This window comes from Mesobacillus subterraneus (assembly GCF_020524355.2).
Lineage (GTDB): Bacteria > Bacillota > Bacilli > Bacillales > Cytobacillaceae > Mesobacillus > Mesobacillus subterraneus_C.
The window spans coordinates 2,838,384-2,853,986 of sequence record NZ_CP129019.1; the positions used below are offsets into that span (position 1 = coordinate 2,838,384).

A 15,603-nucleotide genomic window follows, 5' to 3' on the forward strand; every position below is an offset into this window, starting at 1 on the left:
AAATTCTCGACAGCTTTACATCCAATTTTCCAGCAACGGTTTCGCTGCTCCCTAAGGAAGCATTTAGCTGCTAATCAAATATAGAAATAATCTTCTTAGCAAAAGCAGCAAGTTCCAGCTTTTCAAGTGTATGGCAGTAATCATATTCAATATTGCCAACTGATGGTCCTTCTATCTCTCTAAGATACTCCAATACTTTAAAATCACTAAACCATTCGCCTATCTCAGCTTCCGGATGTATAACGTTTTTCCATACATTTTCAAGTGTCGGGCTATAAATTCTTCTTGCTCCGGACTTAAGCTTGCAAGCATTCAATTTCAATTGATATTTGAGCCCAGGCATGCCTTCGTGCACATCATTAAAAATATGGGACCAGTAATCTTTTCGTGAACCCGTATGTGGGTGAGCCACGTCCCATTCTTCCACCTTTTTCAAAACATCCTTATCAAAAAGGATAGTATAAAGTCTCTTTCCTAATTCGATTCTTTCATGCATTGACTCGAATTGATTTACTGTCTGTCCGGCCAATTTAGTCACACCGTAATCATTATAAGGGAACAGAATTTGGTTGAAGGATAATAAATCCTGGATTTCAAACTCCAGGGTACTGAATACTTCTTTGATATATTTCTGATTCTTGATGACTCTATTTTCGATATAATTCTGTTCATTAATAATCAGTCCAAATGTGAGCAAAGTTGAATTGGAAGAGCTCCAATAATAATCCCAGATCGTCTCGGCAAAGATGGAAACATTTAAGTGAGAAAGCAGCCTGAATAGTGGTTCTTCCCTTTTATGACTTTCTTCATAAAGCAGCAGCTGTGGATAGGCATCCTGGAAGATAAGCCAATTCCCTCGTTCAAGGAAAGCGAAATAGGAGCCTTTTTCCCTGCCCGATATCAGCCTTGCTAAAAGTTCAGCTCTTAAATCCGTCATACTCCAGCCACCATTCCTCGAGACCATATGAGCCAGCAATGCCCAGTGGATTTCCGGGTACTTGTTATAAAAATCAAGATATGCTTTTGTTCTAGTAATATTGTTTTTATTTAGCTCTTCGGTCTTCTTCTTTATCTCGAGAATGATTTTTCTCTCTTCCTCTTTTGGTTTTTTAACCAAACTCACTTTTTGCCTTCTTTGCAAGTTTTCTTGGATCACTTCAATAGGAGACTTTCCTTTTCTATTAATAAAGAATATCTGTCATCCCCCCTATTTCAATTTGCATAAGATTTAGAGAAATAATTCCAGTATAAAAAGGTGATAAATAACTTCTTTTTCATTCTATTTCGTTCAGATTAAATAAATGAGCCAGTAATCAAATTTCCATCAGTTTGCAGGTTCTAGTTCCTTAACCTGAAGACGACCAAACCCCGAAATTCGAGTGCAAATTTTTTTCGGGGAAAACGATGTTTTAACGTGTTAAATAAATTCGATATCAAGCATAACCAGAAAGGCTTCCAGCACGTCCATAATGCTGCTTCGTTTGGCCAAAGCCAAAACTTAATCCTGCACCCCCGGATTTTTCATAGACCAACTGAGGTCTTGCGCAACGAGCAAATACCAAAAATTGATATGAGAATAAACGATTCGACGAAAGAACAAAAAGCGCAAGCTCCTCGTTAAGCCCCGACAAGCGCTGGAGGGCCTGACAGTGAAGTCGTTCTTTGACTTCATTGGCAGGACCGAAGCGTCTCGAGGGGCTAGGCACTGGAGCTGGATTAAGAAAACTACATGTAGTTAGCCACACTTAAATAATTTCATAATTTCCATTAACAAAAAAAGCTTCAACCCTTTAAAAGGATTGAAGCTTTTTAGTATGATTCCTACTGGGTTCGAACCAGCGACCTCTACCCTGTCAAGGAACCAATCGTAAACAAGTTTTATAAAACGTTGATTTAACAACAATTCCGTTATTCTATTAACGTAAATATACAGAATTGAGTGCAGTACATCAAGATTTTTAATCAACGTATTTAAAACGATAATTTGTTTTTTTGTTTTTCCAACTGTATTTTAAACAATGATTAATTGTTTGTCTTTCAATCCCTAAAGTACGACTTGCCTCAGAAACAGATTTGAAATGAATTTCTTCATTTTCGTTGTATGCCACAATTTCTCGCTCTTGCTTTTCATATTGTAATTTACGATTTTCTTCAGCGGAAATAACCACACAATTTTCAAGCGAATAAATATTACCGCCTTTGCTGTCTTTATCGAGTTGCCATTCTCGACCTTTATACAATAAATGACCATTTAGCAAATGATTGTCAACGTCCTCAACGAAATTCCAGAAATTATGCCATCTTTCATGAACAATAATATCTCTCCCTCCGTAGTATTTGTAAGTTGCGTAATTTGGTTTATAACAACGTTCCATCATTGCCCACCAACGCCTGTATAATGGGTGTTTTTTAGCATTCATTTTTCACATTCTCCGTTCCAATAACTTAACAGTATTTTATTGTGAAAAATATGAATGTAAGGTCATCGGAAAAATTTATTTTTTGAATATTAATATTCAATTCTAAGGTCGTTTCAAATGACCTTGGGATTCTCTGTTCAACAATACAGACCATTGAGCAGATACAGTAAAATTTCTGTTTTATGTGATAACCACCTTCAACTGTACCTTGCAGAAACATAGCATTTTTGACGATTTTCTGTGAATTTTCCATAGTTTTTTAATCATTTTTCGGTACTTTTGCTATCATTTTTTCATTAATTCTCGTTGATTAATCAAGTTTTTTCATGAGTTTTTACTTCACTTCGGAAAGTACTGGGAATGAAAAATCCATTAGTGGTGCGGATTGCTGTGGATTTTTTTGTGGAAAACGCATTAAAAATCGAACAAAAATTAAAGGAAAAAGTAGGTAGGGGGAGCGGGAAAGTTCAAAATCTAAATTATGGGAATTTGGATTTTTTCGAGAGGCAACCTCCCCTTAGTCTTGGGAATCCCCTACCCAAAAAAAACGACCCCTAGGGGGGTCTATAGGAAATATTCTCTTTCTATTTCTTTCGCTTCAAAAGCAAAGTCAAGTTGCTCCCTTGTTCCTAGTTGTTGATTGCACAAGGCACATAAAGTCACGCAGTTTGACTCTACAAACGTAAGGTCAGGAAATTTGATACGTGGCTTTATATGATGAACTTGAAGGTTTGAAGTAACTACCATGTTGAATTTAATTAAACAGCGCTGACAGTACCCACCGTCACGCTCGATGATTCTTTTCCGAAACTTCCTCCACTTGGTAGTGGTCAATACCTTGTTACGTTCAATTTCACCCTTTGGTTTTTGTTGTCGCTGTTTTTGGCAGAATGTACACTTCTCATATTCTTGAATCAATTTCCCACACACACATATTCTCATTCTTGGCATACGGTTCGTCTCCTTGTTTTGTCGTTATTGTATATATAGGCAGATTCATCTTTTATCAGGTATTTAATCAATATACTTCTGACCATTTGCTCGTATCAGTGTGACGTTTAGCACCAAAGTTAATAGGAATGTTCATCAATGATTATCATTCACTAAACGACAAGCAGTTGTATGCGTAGAATATATACGAAGAAAGGTCCACTCAATGGTGAACCAGTCCTTAATCTGAATGTATTATTTTTTCTTTTTCACAATTCCCAATGATATTGCTGTAGAAACCATATCCTTGTATGTCAATATCATCTTTTGTAGATCCGCTTCAGTCGCTAAAGTAATCTTGCCTCCAACACCAAAATGTTTCTCCGCAATAGGAATCAACTTCGTTTCTTGTTTGTGCTTATGATAAATAATACCAAGTTTCTTGATTCGCTTCATGAGGTCAATATATTCGCTTGAAGGTTTGGGTTTGGGTTTAGGTTCTACCATAGACGGTTCATTCATATCAGGATATTCAGGGCGATTAAGGTCATACTCTGCTTTATTCAATGCAGTATCCGCTTTCCGTTCATCCTCAAGTATTTTATTTTCCACTTCAAGATTAAAGGTTCGATTAGGATTCTTCCGCCTGGCGAACTTTCTAACGTCTTGTAGCATTTCCCAAGTCACTTGGTCAATGGACAGCAAGCTTTTATCCTCTCCGATATACTTGGGTGCCATTACATAATATTCATGCTCCGATTTAGTCCCTTTTTTCTTAAAGGCAAGCAATCCTGTCCTGAACAAATTCTTATCTTCGCCAATTGCCCTGTCTATTGTGGAAGGGTCAACTCCAACAGCAACAGCAAGAAAACTATATGACACCTTTACATATACATTTCCTTTAGTATCTACTTGCCCCTTGTATGCCGCTTTCATTGCGAGGTCATACATTTCTTGATAGAGTAACTTTTCAACAGGTTTCAATGCTTTACGGTATTTGTCGCCTTTGCAGATAACTTTAGGAGTTGCATAGTATAACCCTGTTTCTTTGTTTCTGTCCCTGAGCATTTCAATATACTCTTTTGTGATGTAGTTCTTCTTCATTGTTTTCTCCTTTGGAATGTTTGTTTGGTATGGAGATTGAAAGCGGTTAAAACGATAAACACGCTTTGAAATCTTTATTTAATTGCTCGGTATTTTCAAAAAGGAATATGATTGTTTTATTGTTATGGTGTCGCTCAAAATCAACAGGTTCATATCCCATACGAATTAAATAAATTGCAATATCCTTGTTGAAAATCCTTTTCACTGACATATAAATCCTCCTCCGATGTTCAATTACAATACGTATTGTATTGTGATTTTTCAGGTTGTTAGGTTAATTTATAAATTTTTTAACCATCTTCCCAACAGGGAAGAAACCGCAGAAATGAGCGGAGCGAATTTCTATATGTTTTTATTTAATGTTTTTATTTGTGCCTCAAAATGAGGACACAACCTGACTCAAATTGAGGACAGCCATAGTCATCTATACTCAAAATGAGGTTAGTTAGAAAAGATTGTCAGCAGTTTTAGGATAATTGATAATATTCAAGTATTGTAAATTTTTAGGAGGTTGATGAAATGAGAGATGAATTAATTCAGCAAGGTATTAGACTACTATTGAAAGTTTTTTATGATGAAGAACACAAAAGCGATGAACTTGCCATTACCTCGCTTGAATTGTTTTTCGAGATCGGATTGTTTGATGATATAGGTCAAGTAGCCCGATTAATCGAAGAGGAGCATGCCTTTGCATTGTTGGAAAAAATGAAACTAATTGATTATGAGTTGGTTGAGCAAATCGAGTTAAGGTTGCGAGGAATTACACAGTATCCGTTAGACTAAAAACAATGTTTCTTACAGAAAGCGGAAGAACCGCCGCGGGGGATGTTCCGCATCTGAATAAACCAAGAAATATGAAAGGAAGGGCATTAATACCCTTCCTTTTGATTTGTCTATGAATTATGCTCTTGTTTTTGTTCCTTTTTATTGTTCCAGTTTCTTGTCCGCTTTTCTTACATTAGCAAACGTAAAGAAATCCGCTCGTTCATAATTCAATTTGGTTATCCATAGGAAACCAAAATACCTTTTCTTAAGTTGTTCTTTGTAAGTTCCATCTGCTTGTCTAACATAAAGGTATTTGAATTTCTCAAAAGTAGTTGTGTTATAACTAATTACCAGTTCTTCATTGGTGGAAAAGTTGCTTGACGAATTATTGTATATCGTAACCGGAATATAAAGAGTGTCAGTGTTTCTCCAAACTGGCAAACTAAAGTATTCTGTAATCAGTTGTTTAGGAATTGCACCTTTCTTGCCGCCTCTGTCACTGAATGAAAATTTGATGTGAACATTGATAGCATCGTTGCTCGTTACATTTTTCAGTACAAAAAAAGTAAAAACTGATTTTCCATGTAGTTGAGTGTGGCGGTGCAATTTTTTTCCGTTTTCCCCTAACAATACTTTACCTTCACCATGCCGTAAATTAGTTTCATCGAACGGATATTTCAATTCAAATTCAGCGTACTCGAAAAACATTCTTTTGGTGAAATTATTGGTTCTTTTGTCTTTATACATTGTAAACAAAGAAGTAAGAATAAATGTGATAATTGCAGTAGCTAAAGGTAGAAAAACAATTGCTTGGTTAAAGGTCAAATTCATTAACATTCTCTCCCTGCATTTTTCTACATTATACCATTTCGTTCAGCAGGAGATTTAAAAAAATTGTAGAATATTGGAATTGAGGAGGAATCATGATGAGCGATATAAGTTGTCCTGAATGTAAAAGAGAATATTATTTAAACCATTTTAAATTGCCATTTAAAGACGACGGGGAAACGTTACATTGCAAATGTGGAAAGGAGTTATATCGGTATGGCAAAGGAACTGATATGTACACCCTTGAGGAAGTAGGAGAATATAGAAAGAGAATGCAAGCATTGGAAGAGGAGCGGTCTAAATATCCTATTTGTGATTGCGGAGAAAGAATGGTGCCCAGAGAAGGACCTTATGGCAAATTTTATGGTTGCTCTAAATATCCAAAAGGTTGCAATAAAATTGTTAAAAGATAAAGTAAACCACCAGTCAAACATGCTGGTGGTTTTTATTATGTTGCCTATAAATTAAACTCAATTTGATGTTCTAAACTGTTATTATTGCTACTCCCATTTACACTCTCCACTAAATCAAACAAACGATCTCGGTCAATCAATTCAACTTTATGTTTCTTCGCCAATATTTGTGCATTTTCAGTAAAGTAGGAATTGGTTATAACATACGCTTCCTGGCAGTTATAAAAGTGTTTACCTGAAAAAACCTCTTGAATGGCACTATTCGTTAGTTTACTGCTGTATCGCTTACATTGAACAGCAATTTTCTTACCATTTCTGTATGCGAGGATATCTACACCTTCATCTCCTGAAGCTTTTGTGACTTGAACATTTTCATATCCCAGTTTTTCAAGCAAAACTTTTACAAAGTTTTCAAATTGTACACCTGTCATTTTATCAATTTCTTCAAATGAATAATTTATCCTCTCCTTTTTAATTCTCGCCTGTTCCAATCGCCACTTATATACAAATTTAGCTTCTTGTTGGACTTCTTGCCATGCGGGAAGTATATAATTCAAACCTTTAGTATTTTTATCACGGTAGTCAATATATTGTTTTTGAATACGCTCACTATTATTAATTATTATAAAACTCAATACAAACAACAAACCGGTGGGAATTAATGCTCCTAACCAACCAAATAAATTCATGAAATAAAAATATCCGAAAAAACCTGTGAATATCAGAGTGTTTCCGATATACTCATAAATTTTTGCTCTCCTGCCATACAATTTATATCCTTGAATATCTGCTTCACTATAAATTGCAGAAAAACGTTCCTTTTCCGCTTGAATTTGTTCATCTAGACATTTAAAACACTTTAATTCGATTATATTTTTAGAGGGATTAAAAGATTCATATATTACTATTTTATCTGATGAAGTATATCCCACTAGCTCACCATGCTTAGTGCAGAATAGTTGTAATTTGCGATTAAGTGGTTTATTTTTACTACTTTTCTTTTTATAATTTCGATTTCGATAATACGAAGACACTTTTATCACCCCTTGATAATTTTACCATCTATTAGGACTAAAAATGTTAAAATTTACTTTTTTCTCACCAAAAAGTCCAATAGGTACATTCTGTGCTAACAGATGTCTACTTGGTCTCTTCCTTCTTAACATGTTTTTTCTTGGCGAGGGGCCGGGCTAGTCTGCCGTACAGAACCCTTCCCCATCTTTTATGCAATTATTTTGGGAAATAAAGTGTATTCCCTTCACAGAAACCTTGTAGAATCAACAATGTATGAAATTTGTATATAACAGAAATTCATGCACTTTAGGAATCCATTAGTATCAAAGTTGCTTGTTAGGCACTGTTTACATAATATATATTGTCGGAGGACTCTAGTGAATACCATATTCACTTGATGTATATTCGTATTTGTCGAGATAGGCACAAAGGTGTCTCGTGAAACTTGAGACACCTTTTTCATGCGAATTTATATTTAAACTCGGCTTCGTGCCTCCTTCCCTCTTTGTCTCCTTACACCACAAATTTGCTTTCTTATAATAATCAAGAATTACAAATTTAAGGGAGTTGATGAAGAAATGAAAGATTATGAAGGAATGTTTGAACAATGTAAACGCTCAATGACCATCGAAGAATTACATAGGCTCAAGAAAGCAGTTTATGATATAGCAATCACATGTGATTATCTGAAGGATTATAAAAAAGCTTCATATTTTTATACGCTTTCAGAAAGGATTAATACCTACATCAAACTGGAGCGGAACTGATATGGACACACCAAAAAAGAACGTTTATAAGAAATCTATGGCAATGGATTTAATTCGCTTGGGTCACAACTTCTGTCACTCAATGCGTAATCGTGACGATAGGAGATTTCAAGTATATGTATTTGAAGATTCGCCACAACTCAGAAAGGACATGGCAAAATTATCAGGGAAAGAATATGATGAAAGCATTTAAACATTTTGTTTTCACTCTTTGGGTCATATTCATGATTGCTTTGTATGCTTATCTGTTTTGGGATAAGATACTGATTCTAGATTCAGAACAGGAACGGATTGCTCCAAAGCTTGAAGAAATGCAAAAGCAAAGAATCGAATATTACGAGGATAAATGACAGTGCCTTAAGGTGCTGTTTTTTATTAGACAAATTTCGACAATTGTGCTAACATACAGATAATTACATAAGGGTACTCGGCAATAATTATGAGCACTCACCCCAATTCCATAATTAAAAACTAACATTAAAAGGGGTTTTTAATTATGATTAATCGAGTTATTTTTGAAGGAAAAGTTTATTACAAAGTTGCTGATTTAGCAAAATTATTTGATGTGTCAGTATGGAAAATGAGAAAAATTATTAAAGCGCAGGACATCGGAGCACCTTTAAGGAAAGGTTCAGGCTTCGGTCGTGCGGTATTTGTGTTGGAGGAAAATGTAGCAAAAATTAATATAACTGGCGAAGTGAAAGTTCTTGAAACAAAATTCACTGCCGACCCAGTGAAAAAGACGAAAGTTGTGGAACTTCCCACTCATGCTAAGAAGAAGAGAACAACTGCTCCTAAAAAAACGAAAAAGAAAAAGGTTGAAAATGTCGTAGCACTTCCTGACAGCAATTTAAATAGTCTTCAGAAAGAATTTGAAGAGTTGCTGGAAAAAGGAAGGGAATTAGGACGCAAACTTTATATGGCAAATCAAATGTCAGTTGCTAATGCAATTTCTGATGAACATTTCGGAATAGGCGGAGATTTTTTGAAATCCACTATTGATGATATTGAAAAATTGCGCTTAGTTGTTCCTAAATTGGAAATCGCTGTTGCTGAATTAAATGAATCATCTGGAGAAATAGCAGCTGCGATTGATGAAACGACCAATGACTCAGTCGAACCTGAATTGAACTATTAACAAATAAAAGAACGGACACTAAGCCGGCAGTGTCCGTTTCAAAATTATTTACGTTTATTATCACGTTTTCTACTGGTGATATTTTCTTTCCCAAAAAACCCATGATTGGCATGCTTTTCTTGAACTGTATTGTCAGCCATGTGAGCATATATCAGCACAGTTCTCAGGTCGCTGTGCCCAAGGATTTTTCTTAGGGATTCAATATCACCAGTTTCTAAATAATGCGTAGCAGCACTGTGACGGATTAAATGCAGATAAAAGCGTTTTTCAATTTTTGCTTCTTTTGCATATTTCCTTAAATCTCTTAATACATTGTTTTTGCTTAACATTCTACCGCTTAACGATAAAAATATTATATCGTCCACTTCGCCTTCAAATGCTTCATTTTCTTCAAGAAGTTGAACCAGCAAGCGATATGTTTTATTACTTAATGGTACGGTGCGAGCTTTGCGTGATTTAGCGTTGTTAGACCGAACGATAATAGATTTGTTCACATGATCTATATCTGACGGTGCCAGCGTCAAAGCTTCCGTTATCCTGAACATTCCATCAATAAGTAAATGCAACAGAACATAGTCCCTATATTGCTTGAAACTTTTGTTCGAGTGCGACTTAGCGACCTTGAGCAAATTATTCAGTTCCTCACGGGTTAAAATGTCAATTTCTTGAGCATCTTTTTTAAATCCTTCGTACCTGTCAAATGGGTTCACCTGAATCAAATTTTCTTTCATGCACCAATTAATAAACGTTTTTAAATTTATTATCCTCGTCTCCACTGTAGCATCTGACATTCCTGGAGTCTGGGCATGTTCTGGTGTATATTTGTGCCCTTCAAATTTAATACAATCAAATTTCAACCAATAAGCATAGTCACTGATAAAATCAGTGGTGATGTTTTCAAGATACAACGGGCGATTACTCACAGTAGCATGATACTTCTCAATGCTTTTGTAAACAATAACAAATTTGTTTAATGTGCCTGGCCTTAAATTTTGCTTTTGTTTGTGTTCGATGAATCGTTCAAAAATGGATTTGAATTTTTCCTTTTTAACCACTTTATTGGCGATTCGTTTGTGCTGTTGTCGTTTTGCTACTTTTGGTCGTTCTTCAAAAAAATTCAATGACAAAGAAAAACACTCCCTCATTCTGCAATTTGAATTAACAGAATAACGGAGTGTTTCACTCAAAGTTTGAGTTGTTCCCAACTCAACTTTTGTTTGAAACGTTGATACATCAACGTTGGTGTTACAATGTATGATTCCTACTGGGTTCGAACCAGCGACCTCTACCCTGTCAAGGTAGCGCTCTCCCAGCTGAGCTAAGGAATCGTTCTAATATTGTCCCAAACGTAGTGAGGACATTTACTAATATATACTGGATTAGTAGGAATGTCAATATAATTTCCATACATAAATACGCTATTCTATAATTTTTTTATTGCCTTAATTACACTTTCGATATATGTATCTTCATGTGGGACAAAATCTCTTTTGGACACAAGCATGCTGTGTGATTCTTTTTCATCATTCACACTCATTAGAAAACCTTTCACTTTTATTTGCTCGACCTGCCTAAACCATAAGTTCTCAAATTCAGTCAGGCTTGCCATCATGATACCGGAGACTTCTTCTCTTTGCAGCCTGTAATGATCGAAGGGTTGAGGTTGATCATACAAATAAACATGGCATAATTCATTGTCGATTAAATCTGGGCATTTCAATGAATCTTTTATAACCCCTAACGAATGCAAATCCTCCATAGCCAATTCAATTCCAAGTTCCTCCTTCACTTCTCTTAAGCCATCCACAGGACTTTCATCAGCAAGAATATGTCCTGCTGCCGTAATATCCAACAACTTAGGATAATCTTTTTTTGTTGAACTACGGACTTGGAAGAAAAGAAACTCTTCATTGTCTATCCTCTCAGTAAACCAGCAATGAAAGGTTTCATGCCAATGTCCTGATTTATGAACTTCAGACCTTGTAGCAGTACCAATACAATTACCTTGTTGATCAAACACCTTAAGCATTTCATTTTCCATGATACACCCCCTTCTAAATAATACCATAAAACCCTTCTAATTTTTACGAACAAATGCTCTAAAAATAATTGAATAAAGAACGAATGTTCGGGTATAATATAAATAGAAAATAAAGGAGTGAGAGCGTATGAATGCCCTTCTAGAAAGATCATTTCAGGAAAAGCTTACTGTCGAGATGATTTATCTTGCAGCTAATAACCAATTTACACATCGCCGGATTATCGTAAAGGAAATGCATGATCATTATTTTAAAGCTTACTGTTTTCTCCGAAGGGCAGATCGCCTGTTCAAAAAGGAAAACATACTTTCTGTTATGCCCGACAGACGCAAACTGCTTAAATCAGGCTAAAAAAAGAAGCCCTTTAAAAGGACTCCTTTTCCCGTACATTAGTTTGCTGGTTTTGGCTTCACTGAATCTTTATCTTTAATTAGCAACTGAAGTGCAACTAGAAGGACAAAAAGACCAAGACCGATTATATCCGACATTCCTTCTGGATAAATCAGCATAATACCTCCTACTATTCCGAGCACTCTTTCCCACCATTGCAATTTCCTTAACCAATAACCAATGACCCCTGCTCCAATCGCCAGCATACCAGAAATGGCCGAGAATACCACCCATATTAGTTCTGTCCATGTTGTATTGATCATTAGAAGTTGAGGAGATAACACGAACATATATGGTATGATAAATGCCGCTATCGCGAGCTTGGCCGAATTTATACCGGTACGCAGTGGTTCTCCACCAGAAACTCCGGCCGCCGCAAATGCTGCAAGAGCAACTGGAGGCGTGATATCGGCAATAATGCCAAAATAGAAAACAAACAAGTGAGCTGATAAATCCGGTACACCAAGTAAAATAATCGCTGGTGCAGCAATTGTTGATGTGATAACATAGTTAGCCGTGGTTGGCGAACCCATTCCTAAAACAATGGCAGCAACCATTGTCAACATCAAAGTAGGAATCAAGTAGCCACCAGAAAGATCAAGCAAGCCATTTGCAAGTTTCAATCCAAGTCCAGTCTTAGTAACTACCCCAACAATGATACCTGCCGCAGCTGTAGCTGCCGCCACTCCAAGAGCAGTCCGCGCTCCATCGACAAGTGCATCAATCGCATCCTTGAAACCGATTCTCGTCTCTTTGCTGAAAGCACTAACGACAATTGTGGAAAGAATCGACCATAAGGCCGCACGCATGATACTCATTCCGCTTACCATCAAAAGAATAACAATCAGGATTGGCAATAGAAGATAAATCTTTTTAAGGACTTCTTTTCTGTCAGGCATTTCTTCATCAGATAAACCTCGCAGGCCGATCCTTTTTGCTTCAAAATGAGTCATAATCCATATACCAGAGAAATATAACAACGCTGGAATTGTAGCTGCCTTGGCAATTTCCCAGTAAGTGATTCCGCCACCGATGAATTCAACCATCAGGAACGCTGCCGCTCCCATGATTGGAGGCATTAGCTGTCCTCCTGTTGATGCCGCTGCTTCTACGGCACCAGCGAATTCTTTCCTGTAGCCAAGTTTTTTCATCATCGGAATCGTAAACGAACCTGATGTCACAACGTTAGCCACTGAGCTTCCACTGATTGTTCCTTGAAGGGCGCTCGAAAAAATCGCAACCTTTGCTGGTCCTCCAGTACTTTTTCCTGCAACGGCTACAGCGAGATCGTTGAAATATTGACCTACACCTGTTTTTACCAGGAAGGCACCGAACAATAAGAATAGAAAGATGAATGTTGATGAAACACCCAAAGGAGTTCCGAGAATGCCCTCAGTAGTAAAGAACATCGTCTGGACTAGAGATTCCAGGTCTAGACCCCTGTGTGCCAAAAACCCTGGCATATAAGGTCCAAAAAGAGCATATGCCATGAATATAGCGGCAATAATCATGATCGGCAAGCCAACCGTCCTTCGTGTCGCTTCCAGCACCAAGAGGATAGCCGCAATACCAATGTAGAAATCCACCGGTGTCAATCGGCCGACACGGTTAACGAGTTCATCAATCATAACTGGCCAATAAGCTCCAACAGCTATAGCAATCAGTGCCAATAACAGGTCGTACCATGCAACCTTTTTCACCTTAAGATTCTTCTTCCTAGCTGGAAACAGTAAGAAAATAAGCGCGAGAGCGAATCCCAAGTGAATGGAACGCTGGAGTTGGGCAGTCAGGACACCAAATATGGATGTGTACAGCTGGAATACTGAGAAAGCCAGCAGTCCGAAGAAAACAATCCATCCCATCTTGCCAGCCAATTTTCTAGTTGCAGCCTCCGGATCATATTTTTCCAAAAGCTCTTGTTGTTTTTCTTGAGATACCATTTCTTCATTTGTCGTCAAGGATATTCACTCCTTCCAATTGCTCCAATATACTAATTTTCTCAATCTTTATCCGTACCCTTGTACCAGGTTCAATCGCCTTCGACAACGGGTATGTTAAATTTTCATAAATCAGGGTGTGATTTGCACGGACCTGGCCAAGCCTCAGATCAAAGTGTGAAAATTCCCTGTTCATATTCGTAATATAGTACTTTCCATCCTTCATTTCAAAGTTCTCTCCATCTGCAACTTCCGATGGCATACCGATAGCAAAATCCTCATACTCCAGTTCGTATTGACTGATCTTATGGTTATCGGTAACTTTGTAGCTTTCAATTACATCTGACAGATGAATTGAATGCTTATACTTTATTTTAAAGACTCCCCCTGTCTGAATCGGTACATAGCAGAGTATATCATTACTTTCAGGGGCTTGAAAAACAAGAGCTTGTTTGTAAGGGATATTGATTAAGATAATTGCAAAAAAAATGATGAGGGTTAACAGAACGAAGATTTTTGATTTAATCCAGTTTAAATTCATATCACTAGCCTCGCCTGTCCAATGTCTCCGATGGAGTACTTTCTTTATAACAGTAAAAAATAGACCGGTTGGAAGTTCGGTCTATCCTGCCCGGGTTTTCACCCATATAGTGGTCTTATTCTACTTTTTGTGAAAAAGATGAATTGACCGGACAATATCCTTTCAGGACATTGTCCGGCCATGTTCAACCTATTACTGAGCTGCCTTAATGCCTTTTTCATCATAGTACTTCTGAGCACCTGGATGAACTTCAATTCCAACACCGTTAAGTGCATTTTCCGGCTTGATTTGCTTAGCTTTTGCGTGTGTAACCTGATCAAGGTTCTCAAAAATTGACTTAGTGATGTCATATACAAGATCATCAGAAAGGTCAGCTTTTACCACAAGCATCGCTAGAACTGCCACTGTCGGCACTTCTGAATCAAGTTTGTATGTTCCAGAAGGTACTACTTCTTTCGCATAGTAAGGATACTTTTCAATAAGCTCTTCAGCTTTGTCAGCGTCAACCGGAACAATAACTACCTTTTCCGTTGCAGAAAGCTCTTCAACAGCAGCTGTAGGTGTTCCAGCAGTAACGAAAGCAGCATCGATGTTTCCATCTTTTATACCGTTTACTGATTCATCAAAGCTCAAGTCCTGCTTTTCGATATCATCCAGTGAAAGACCGTAGACTTCAAGGATTTGTTCAGCATTCGCTGCCGTACCAGAACCTGGTGCACCGATTGAGACCTTCTTGCCTTTTAGGTCTTCTACTGATTTGATTCCTGATTTTTCTGTAGTGACGATTTGAATTGTCTCAGGATACAATGTTCCGATCGCCTTGATATTTTCGATTTTGTTTCCATCGAACATTAACTTTCCTTCAGTTGCATAGGAAGCGATGTCAGTTTGTGTGAAGGCGATTTCACCTTTATTGTCTTTAATGCTCTGCATGTTTTCTGCAGAAGCTCCTGTAGTTTCAGCATTCGTGCTGACTCCAGTAGCATCCGAGACAATTTTGGCAAATGATCCGCCCAACGGGAAGTATGTACCACCTGTACCACCAGTAAGGATGCTCATGTATTTTGGCATATCTTCTGATTTTCCTTCTCCGCCGCCCTCTTCTTTAGAGTCGCTGCTACCACATGCAGCTAGTACCATTGAAAGAACCAGCATTAATGCAGTGAATAAAAGAAACTTTCTTTTTTTCATCAGAATTCCCCCTTATAGAAATAGAATTGTTCAACATAATCTTAACATAAGACTTCACACGATTGTCAAACATGTTACTTACTAACTATCCTTCTTACCCGATAGACTTAGATTGCCATAAAAGAT

At 37.2% G+C, this 15,603-nt stretch carries 18 protein-coding genes and 1 tRNA gene; 6 read left to right on the top strand and 13 right to left on the bottom strand.

The window, feature by feature from the left end:
* Positions 1-70: 70 nt before the first annotated feature.
* The 5 genes from LC048_RS14785 to LC048_RS14805 form a co-directional block, all read right to left on the bottom strand.
* Positions 71-1,123, bottom strand: coding sequence for a DUF2515 domain-containing protein (locus LC048_RS14785; protein WP_306047989.1), 1,053 nt, complete (start codon positions 1,121-1,123; stop codon positions 71-73).
* Positions 1,124-1,958: 835 nt separating this feature from the next.
* Positions 1,959-2,420, bottom strand: a complete 462-nt coding sequence (locus tag LC048_RS14790) for an NUMOD1 domain-containing DNA-binding protein (RefSeq protein WP_226600261.1) — start codon at positions 2,418-2,420, stop codon at positions 1,959-1,961.
* A 564-nt stretch (positions 2,421-2,984) separates the two neighbouring features.
* A complete protein-coding gene (locus LC048_RS14795; protein ID WP_226600260.1) occupies positions 2,985-3,371 on the bottom strand; it encodes an HNH endonuclease in 387 nt (128 codons plus the stop codon).
* 234 nt (positions 3,372-3,605) lie between these two features.
* Positions 3,606-4,454, bottom strand: coding sequence for a replication initiator protein A (locus tag LC048_RS14800; protein WP_226600259.1), 849 nt, complete (start codon positions 4,452-4,454; stop codon positions 3,606-3,608).
* Positions 4,455-4,500: 46 nt separating this feature from the next.
* Positions 4,501-4,665 carry a DUF5659 domain-containing protein gene (locus LC048_RS14805; RefSeq protein WP_226600258.1) on the bottom strand — a complete coding sequence of 55 codons (165 nt, stop codon included), beginning with the start codon at positions 4,663-4,665 and terminating at the stop codon, positions 4,501-4,503.
* Between the two features lie 308 nt (positions 4,666-4,973).
* Between LC048_RS14805 and LC048_RS14810 the strand changes: the two genes are divergently transcribed.
* Positions 4,974-5,237 carry a hypothetical protein gene (locus tag LC048_RS14810; RefSeq protein WP_226600257.1) on the top strand — a complete coding sequence of 88 codons (264 nt, stop codon included), beginning with the start codon at positions 4,974-4,976 and terminating at the stop codon, positions 5,235-5,237.
* Positions 5,238-5,378: 141 nt separating this feature from the next.
* Here LC048_RS14810 and LC048_RS14815 read toward each other — a convergent pair whose 3' ends face one another.
* On the bottom strand, positions 5,379-6,050 hold the full coding sequence (locus LC048_RS14815; RefSeq protein ID WP_226600256.1) for a hypothetical protein: 672 nt from the start codon (positions 6,048-6,050) through the stop codon (positions 5,379-5,381).
* Positions 6,051-6,142: 92 nt separating this feature from the next.
* Here LC048_RS14815 and LC048_RS14820 point away from each other — a divergent pair, with 92 nt between their 5' ends.
* Complete coding sequence (locus LC048_RS14820) at positions 6,143-6,460, top strand: hypothetical protein (RefSeq protein WP_226600255.1); 318 nt, start codon at positions 6,143-6,145, stop codon at positions 6,458-6,460.
* Positions 6,461-6,504: 44 nt separating this feature from the next.
* On the opposite strand, the gene LC048_RS14825 is transcribed toward LC048_RS14820, so the two are convergent.
* On the bottom strand, positions 6,505-7,494 hold the full coding sequence (locus tag LC048_RS14825; RefSeq protein ID WP_226600254.1) for a restriction endonuclease: 990 nt from the start codon (positions 7,492-7,494) through the stop codon (positions 6,505-6,507).
* Positions 7,495-8,052: 558 nt separating this feature from the next.
* Here LC048_RS14825 and LC048_RS14830 point away from each other — a divergent pair.
* From LC048_RS14830 to LC048_RS14840, 3 genes are all read left to right on the top strand, one after another.
* Positions 8,053-8,241 (top strand): hypothetical protein, encoded by a 189-nt coding sequence (locus tag LC048_RS14830; protein ID WP_226600253.1) that lies wholly within the window; start codon positions 8,053-8,055, stop codon positions 8,239-8,241.
* 116 nt (positions 8,242-8,357) lie between these two features.
* Positions 8,358-8,591 (top strand): hypothetical protein, encoded by a 234-nt coding sequence (locus LC048_RS14835; RefSeq protein WP_226600252.1) that lies wholly within the window; start codon positions 8,358-8,360, stop codon positions 8,589-8,591.
* A gap of 146 nt (positions 8,592-8,737) precedes the next feature.
* Entirely contained in the window at positions 8,738-9,379 is a 642-nt protein-coding gene (locus LC048_RS14840; RefSeq protein ID WP_226600251.1) for a hypothetical protein, read from the top strand.
* A gap of 44 nt (positions 9,380-9,423) precedes the next feature.
* Here the strand turns inward: LC048_RS14840 and LC048_RS14845 are convergent, their stop codons facing one another.
* From LC048_RS14845 to LC048_RS14855, 3 genes are all read right to left on the bottom strand, one after another.
* Positions 9,424-10,506 carry a tyrosine-type recombinase/integrase gene (locus LC048_RS14845; protein ID WP_226600250.1) on the bottom strand — a complete coding sequence of 361 codons (1,083 nt, stop codon included), beginning with the start codon at positions 10,504-10,506 and terminating at the stop codon, positions 9,424-9,426.
* A 128-nt stretch (positions 10,507-10,634) separates the two neighbouring features.
* Positions 10,635-10,707: transfer RNA gene (locus LC048_RS14850), tRNA-Val, on the bottom strand.
* A gap of 95 nt (positions 10,708-10,802) precedes the next feature.
* Complete coding sequence (locus LC048_RS14855; RefSeq protein ID WP_226600249.1) at positions 10,803-11,420, bottom strand: NUDIX hydrolase; 618 nt, start codon at positions 11,418-11,420, stop codon at positions 10,803-10,805.
* Positions 11,421-11,547: 127 nt separating this feature from the next.
* Between LC048_RS14855 and LC048_RS14860 the strand changes: the two genes are divergently transcribed.
* The gene (locus LC048_RS14860; protein WP_226600248.1) at positions 11,548-11,769 is read left to right on the top strand and encodes a hypothetical protein; all 222 of its coding nucleotides are present in this window, start codon (positions 11,548-11,550) and stop codon (positions 11,767-11,769) included.
* Positions 11,770-11,807: 38 nt separating this feature from the next.
* Here LC048_RS14860 and LC048_RS14865 read toward each other — a convergent pair whose 3' ends face one another.
* The 3 genes from LC048_RS14865 to LC048_RS14875 form a co-directional block, all read right to left on the bottom strand.
* Positions 11,808-13,748, bottom strand: coding sequence for a TRAP transporter permease (locus LC048_RS14865; protein ID WP_226600388.1), 1,941 nt, complete (start codon positions 13,746-13,748; stop codon positions 11,808-11,810).
* A 4-nt stretch (positions 13,749-13,752) separates the two neighbouring features.
* Complete coding sequence (locus tag LC048_RS14870) at positions 13,753-14,286, bottom strand: DUF1850 domain-containing protein (protein WP_226600247.1); 534 nt, start codon at positions 14,284-14,286, stop codon at positions 13,753-13,755.
* Between the two features lie 192 nt (positions 14,287-14,478).
* Positions 14,479-15,477 carry a TAXI family TRAP transporter solute-binding subunit gene (locus tag LC048_RS14875; RefSeq protein WP_226600246.1) on the bottom strand — a complete coding sequence of 333 codons (999 nt, stop codon included), beginning with the start codon at positions 15,475-15,477 and terminating at the stop codon, positions 14,479-14,481.
* Positions 15,478-15,603 lie beyond the last annotated feature (126 nt).

Coding starts and splice junctions, on each gene's coding strand:
- LC048_RS14790 (WP_226600261.1), bottom strand. CDS start 2,420: ATGAATGCTAAAAAACACCCATTATACAGGCGTTGGTGGGCAATGATG.
- LC048_RS14795 (WP_226600260.1), bottom strand. CDS start 3,371: ATGCCAAGAATGAGAATATGTGTGTGTGGGAAATTGATTCAAGAATAT.
- LC048_RS14800 (WP_226600259.1), bottom strand. CDS start 4,454: ATGAAGAAGAACTACATCACAAAAGAGTATATTGAAATGCTCAGGGAC.
- LC048_RS14805 (WP_226600258.1), bottom strand. CDS start 4,665: ATGTCAGTGAAAAGGATTTTCAACAAGGATATTGCAATTTATTTAATT.
- LC048_RS14810 (WP_226600257.1), top strand. CDS start 4,974: ATGAGAGATGAATTAATTCAGCAAGGTATTAGACTACTATTGAAAGTT.
- LC048_RS14815 (WP_226600256.1), bottom strand. CDS start 6,050: ATGAATTTGACCTTTAACCAAGCAATTGTTTTTCTACCTTTAGCTACT.
- LC048_RS14820 (WP_226600255.1), top strand. CDS start 6,143: ATGATGAGCGATATAAGTTGTCCTGAATGTAAAAGAGAATATTATTTA.
- LC048_RS14830 (WP_226600253.1), top strand. CDS start 8,053: ATGAAAGATTATGAAGGAATGTTTGAACAATGTAAACGCTCAATGACC.
- LC048_RS14835 (WP_226600252.1), top strand. CDS start 8,358: ATGTATTTGAAGATTCGCCACAACTCAGAAAGGACATGGCAAAATTAT.
- LC048_RS14840 (WP_226600251.1), top strand. CDS start 8,738: ATGATTAATCGAGTTATTTTTGAAGGAAAAGTTTATTACAAAGTTGCT.
- LC048_RS14855 (WP_226600249.1), bottom strand. CDS start 11,420: ATGGAAAATGAAATGCTTAAGGTGTTTGATCAACAAGGTAATTGTATT.
- LC048_RS14860 (WP_226600248.1), top strand. CDS start 11,548: ATGAATGCCCTTCTAGAAAGATCATTTCAGGAAAAGCTTACTGTCGAG.
- LC048_RS14865 (WP_226600388.1), bottom strand. CDS start 13,748: ATGGTATCTCAAGAAAAACAACAAGAGCTTTTGGAAAAATATGATCCG.
- LC048_RS14870 (WP_226600247.1), bottom strand. CDS start 14,286: ATGAATTTAAACTGGATTAAATCAAAAATCTTCGTTCTGTTAACCCTC.
- LC048_RS14875 (WP_226600246.1), bottom strand. CDS start 15,477: ATGAAAAAAAGAAAGTTTCTTTTATTCACTGCATTAATGCTGGTTCTT.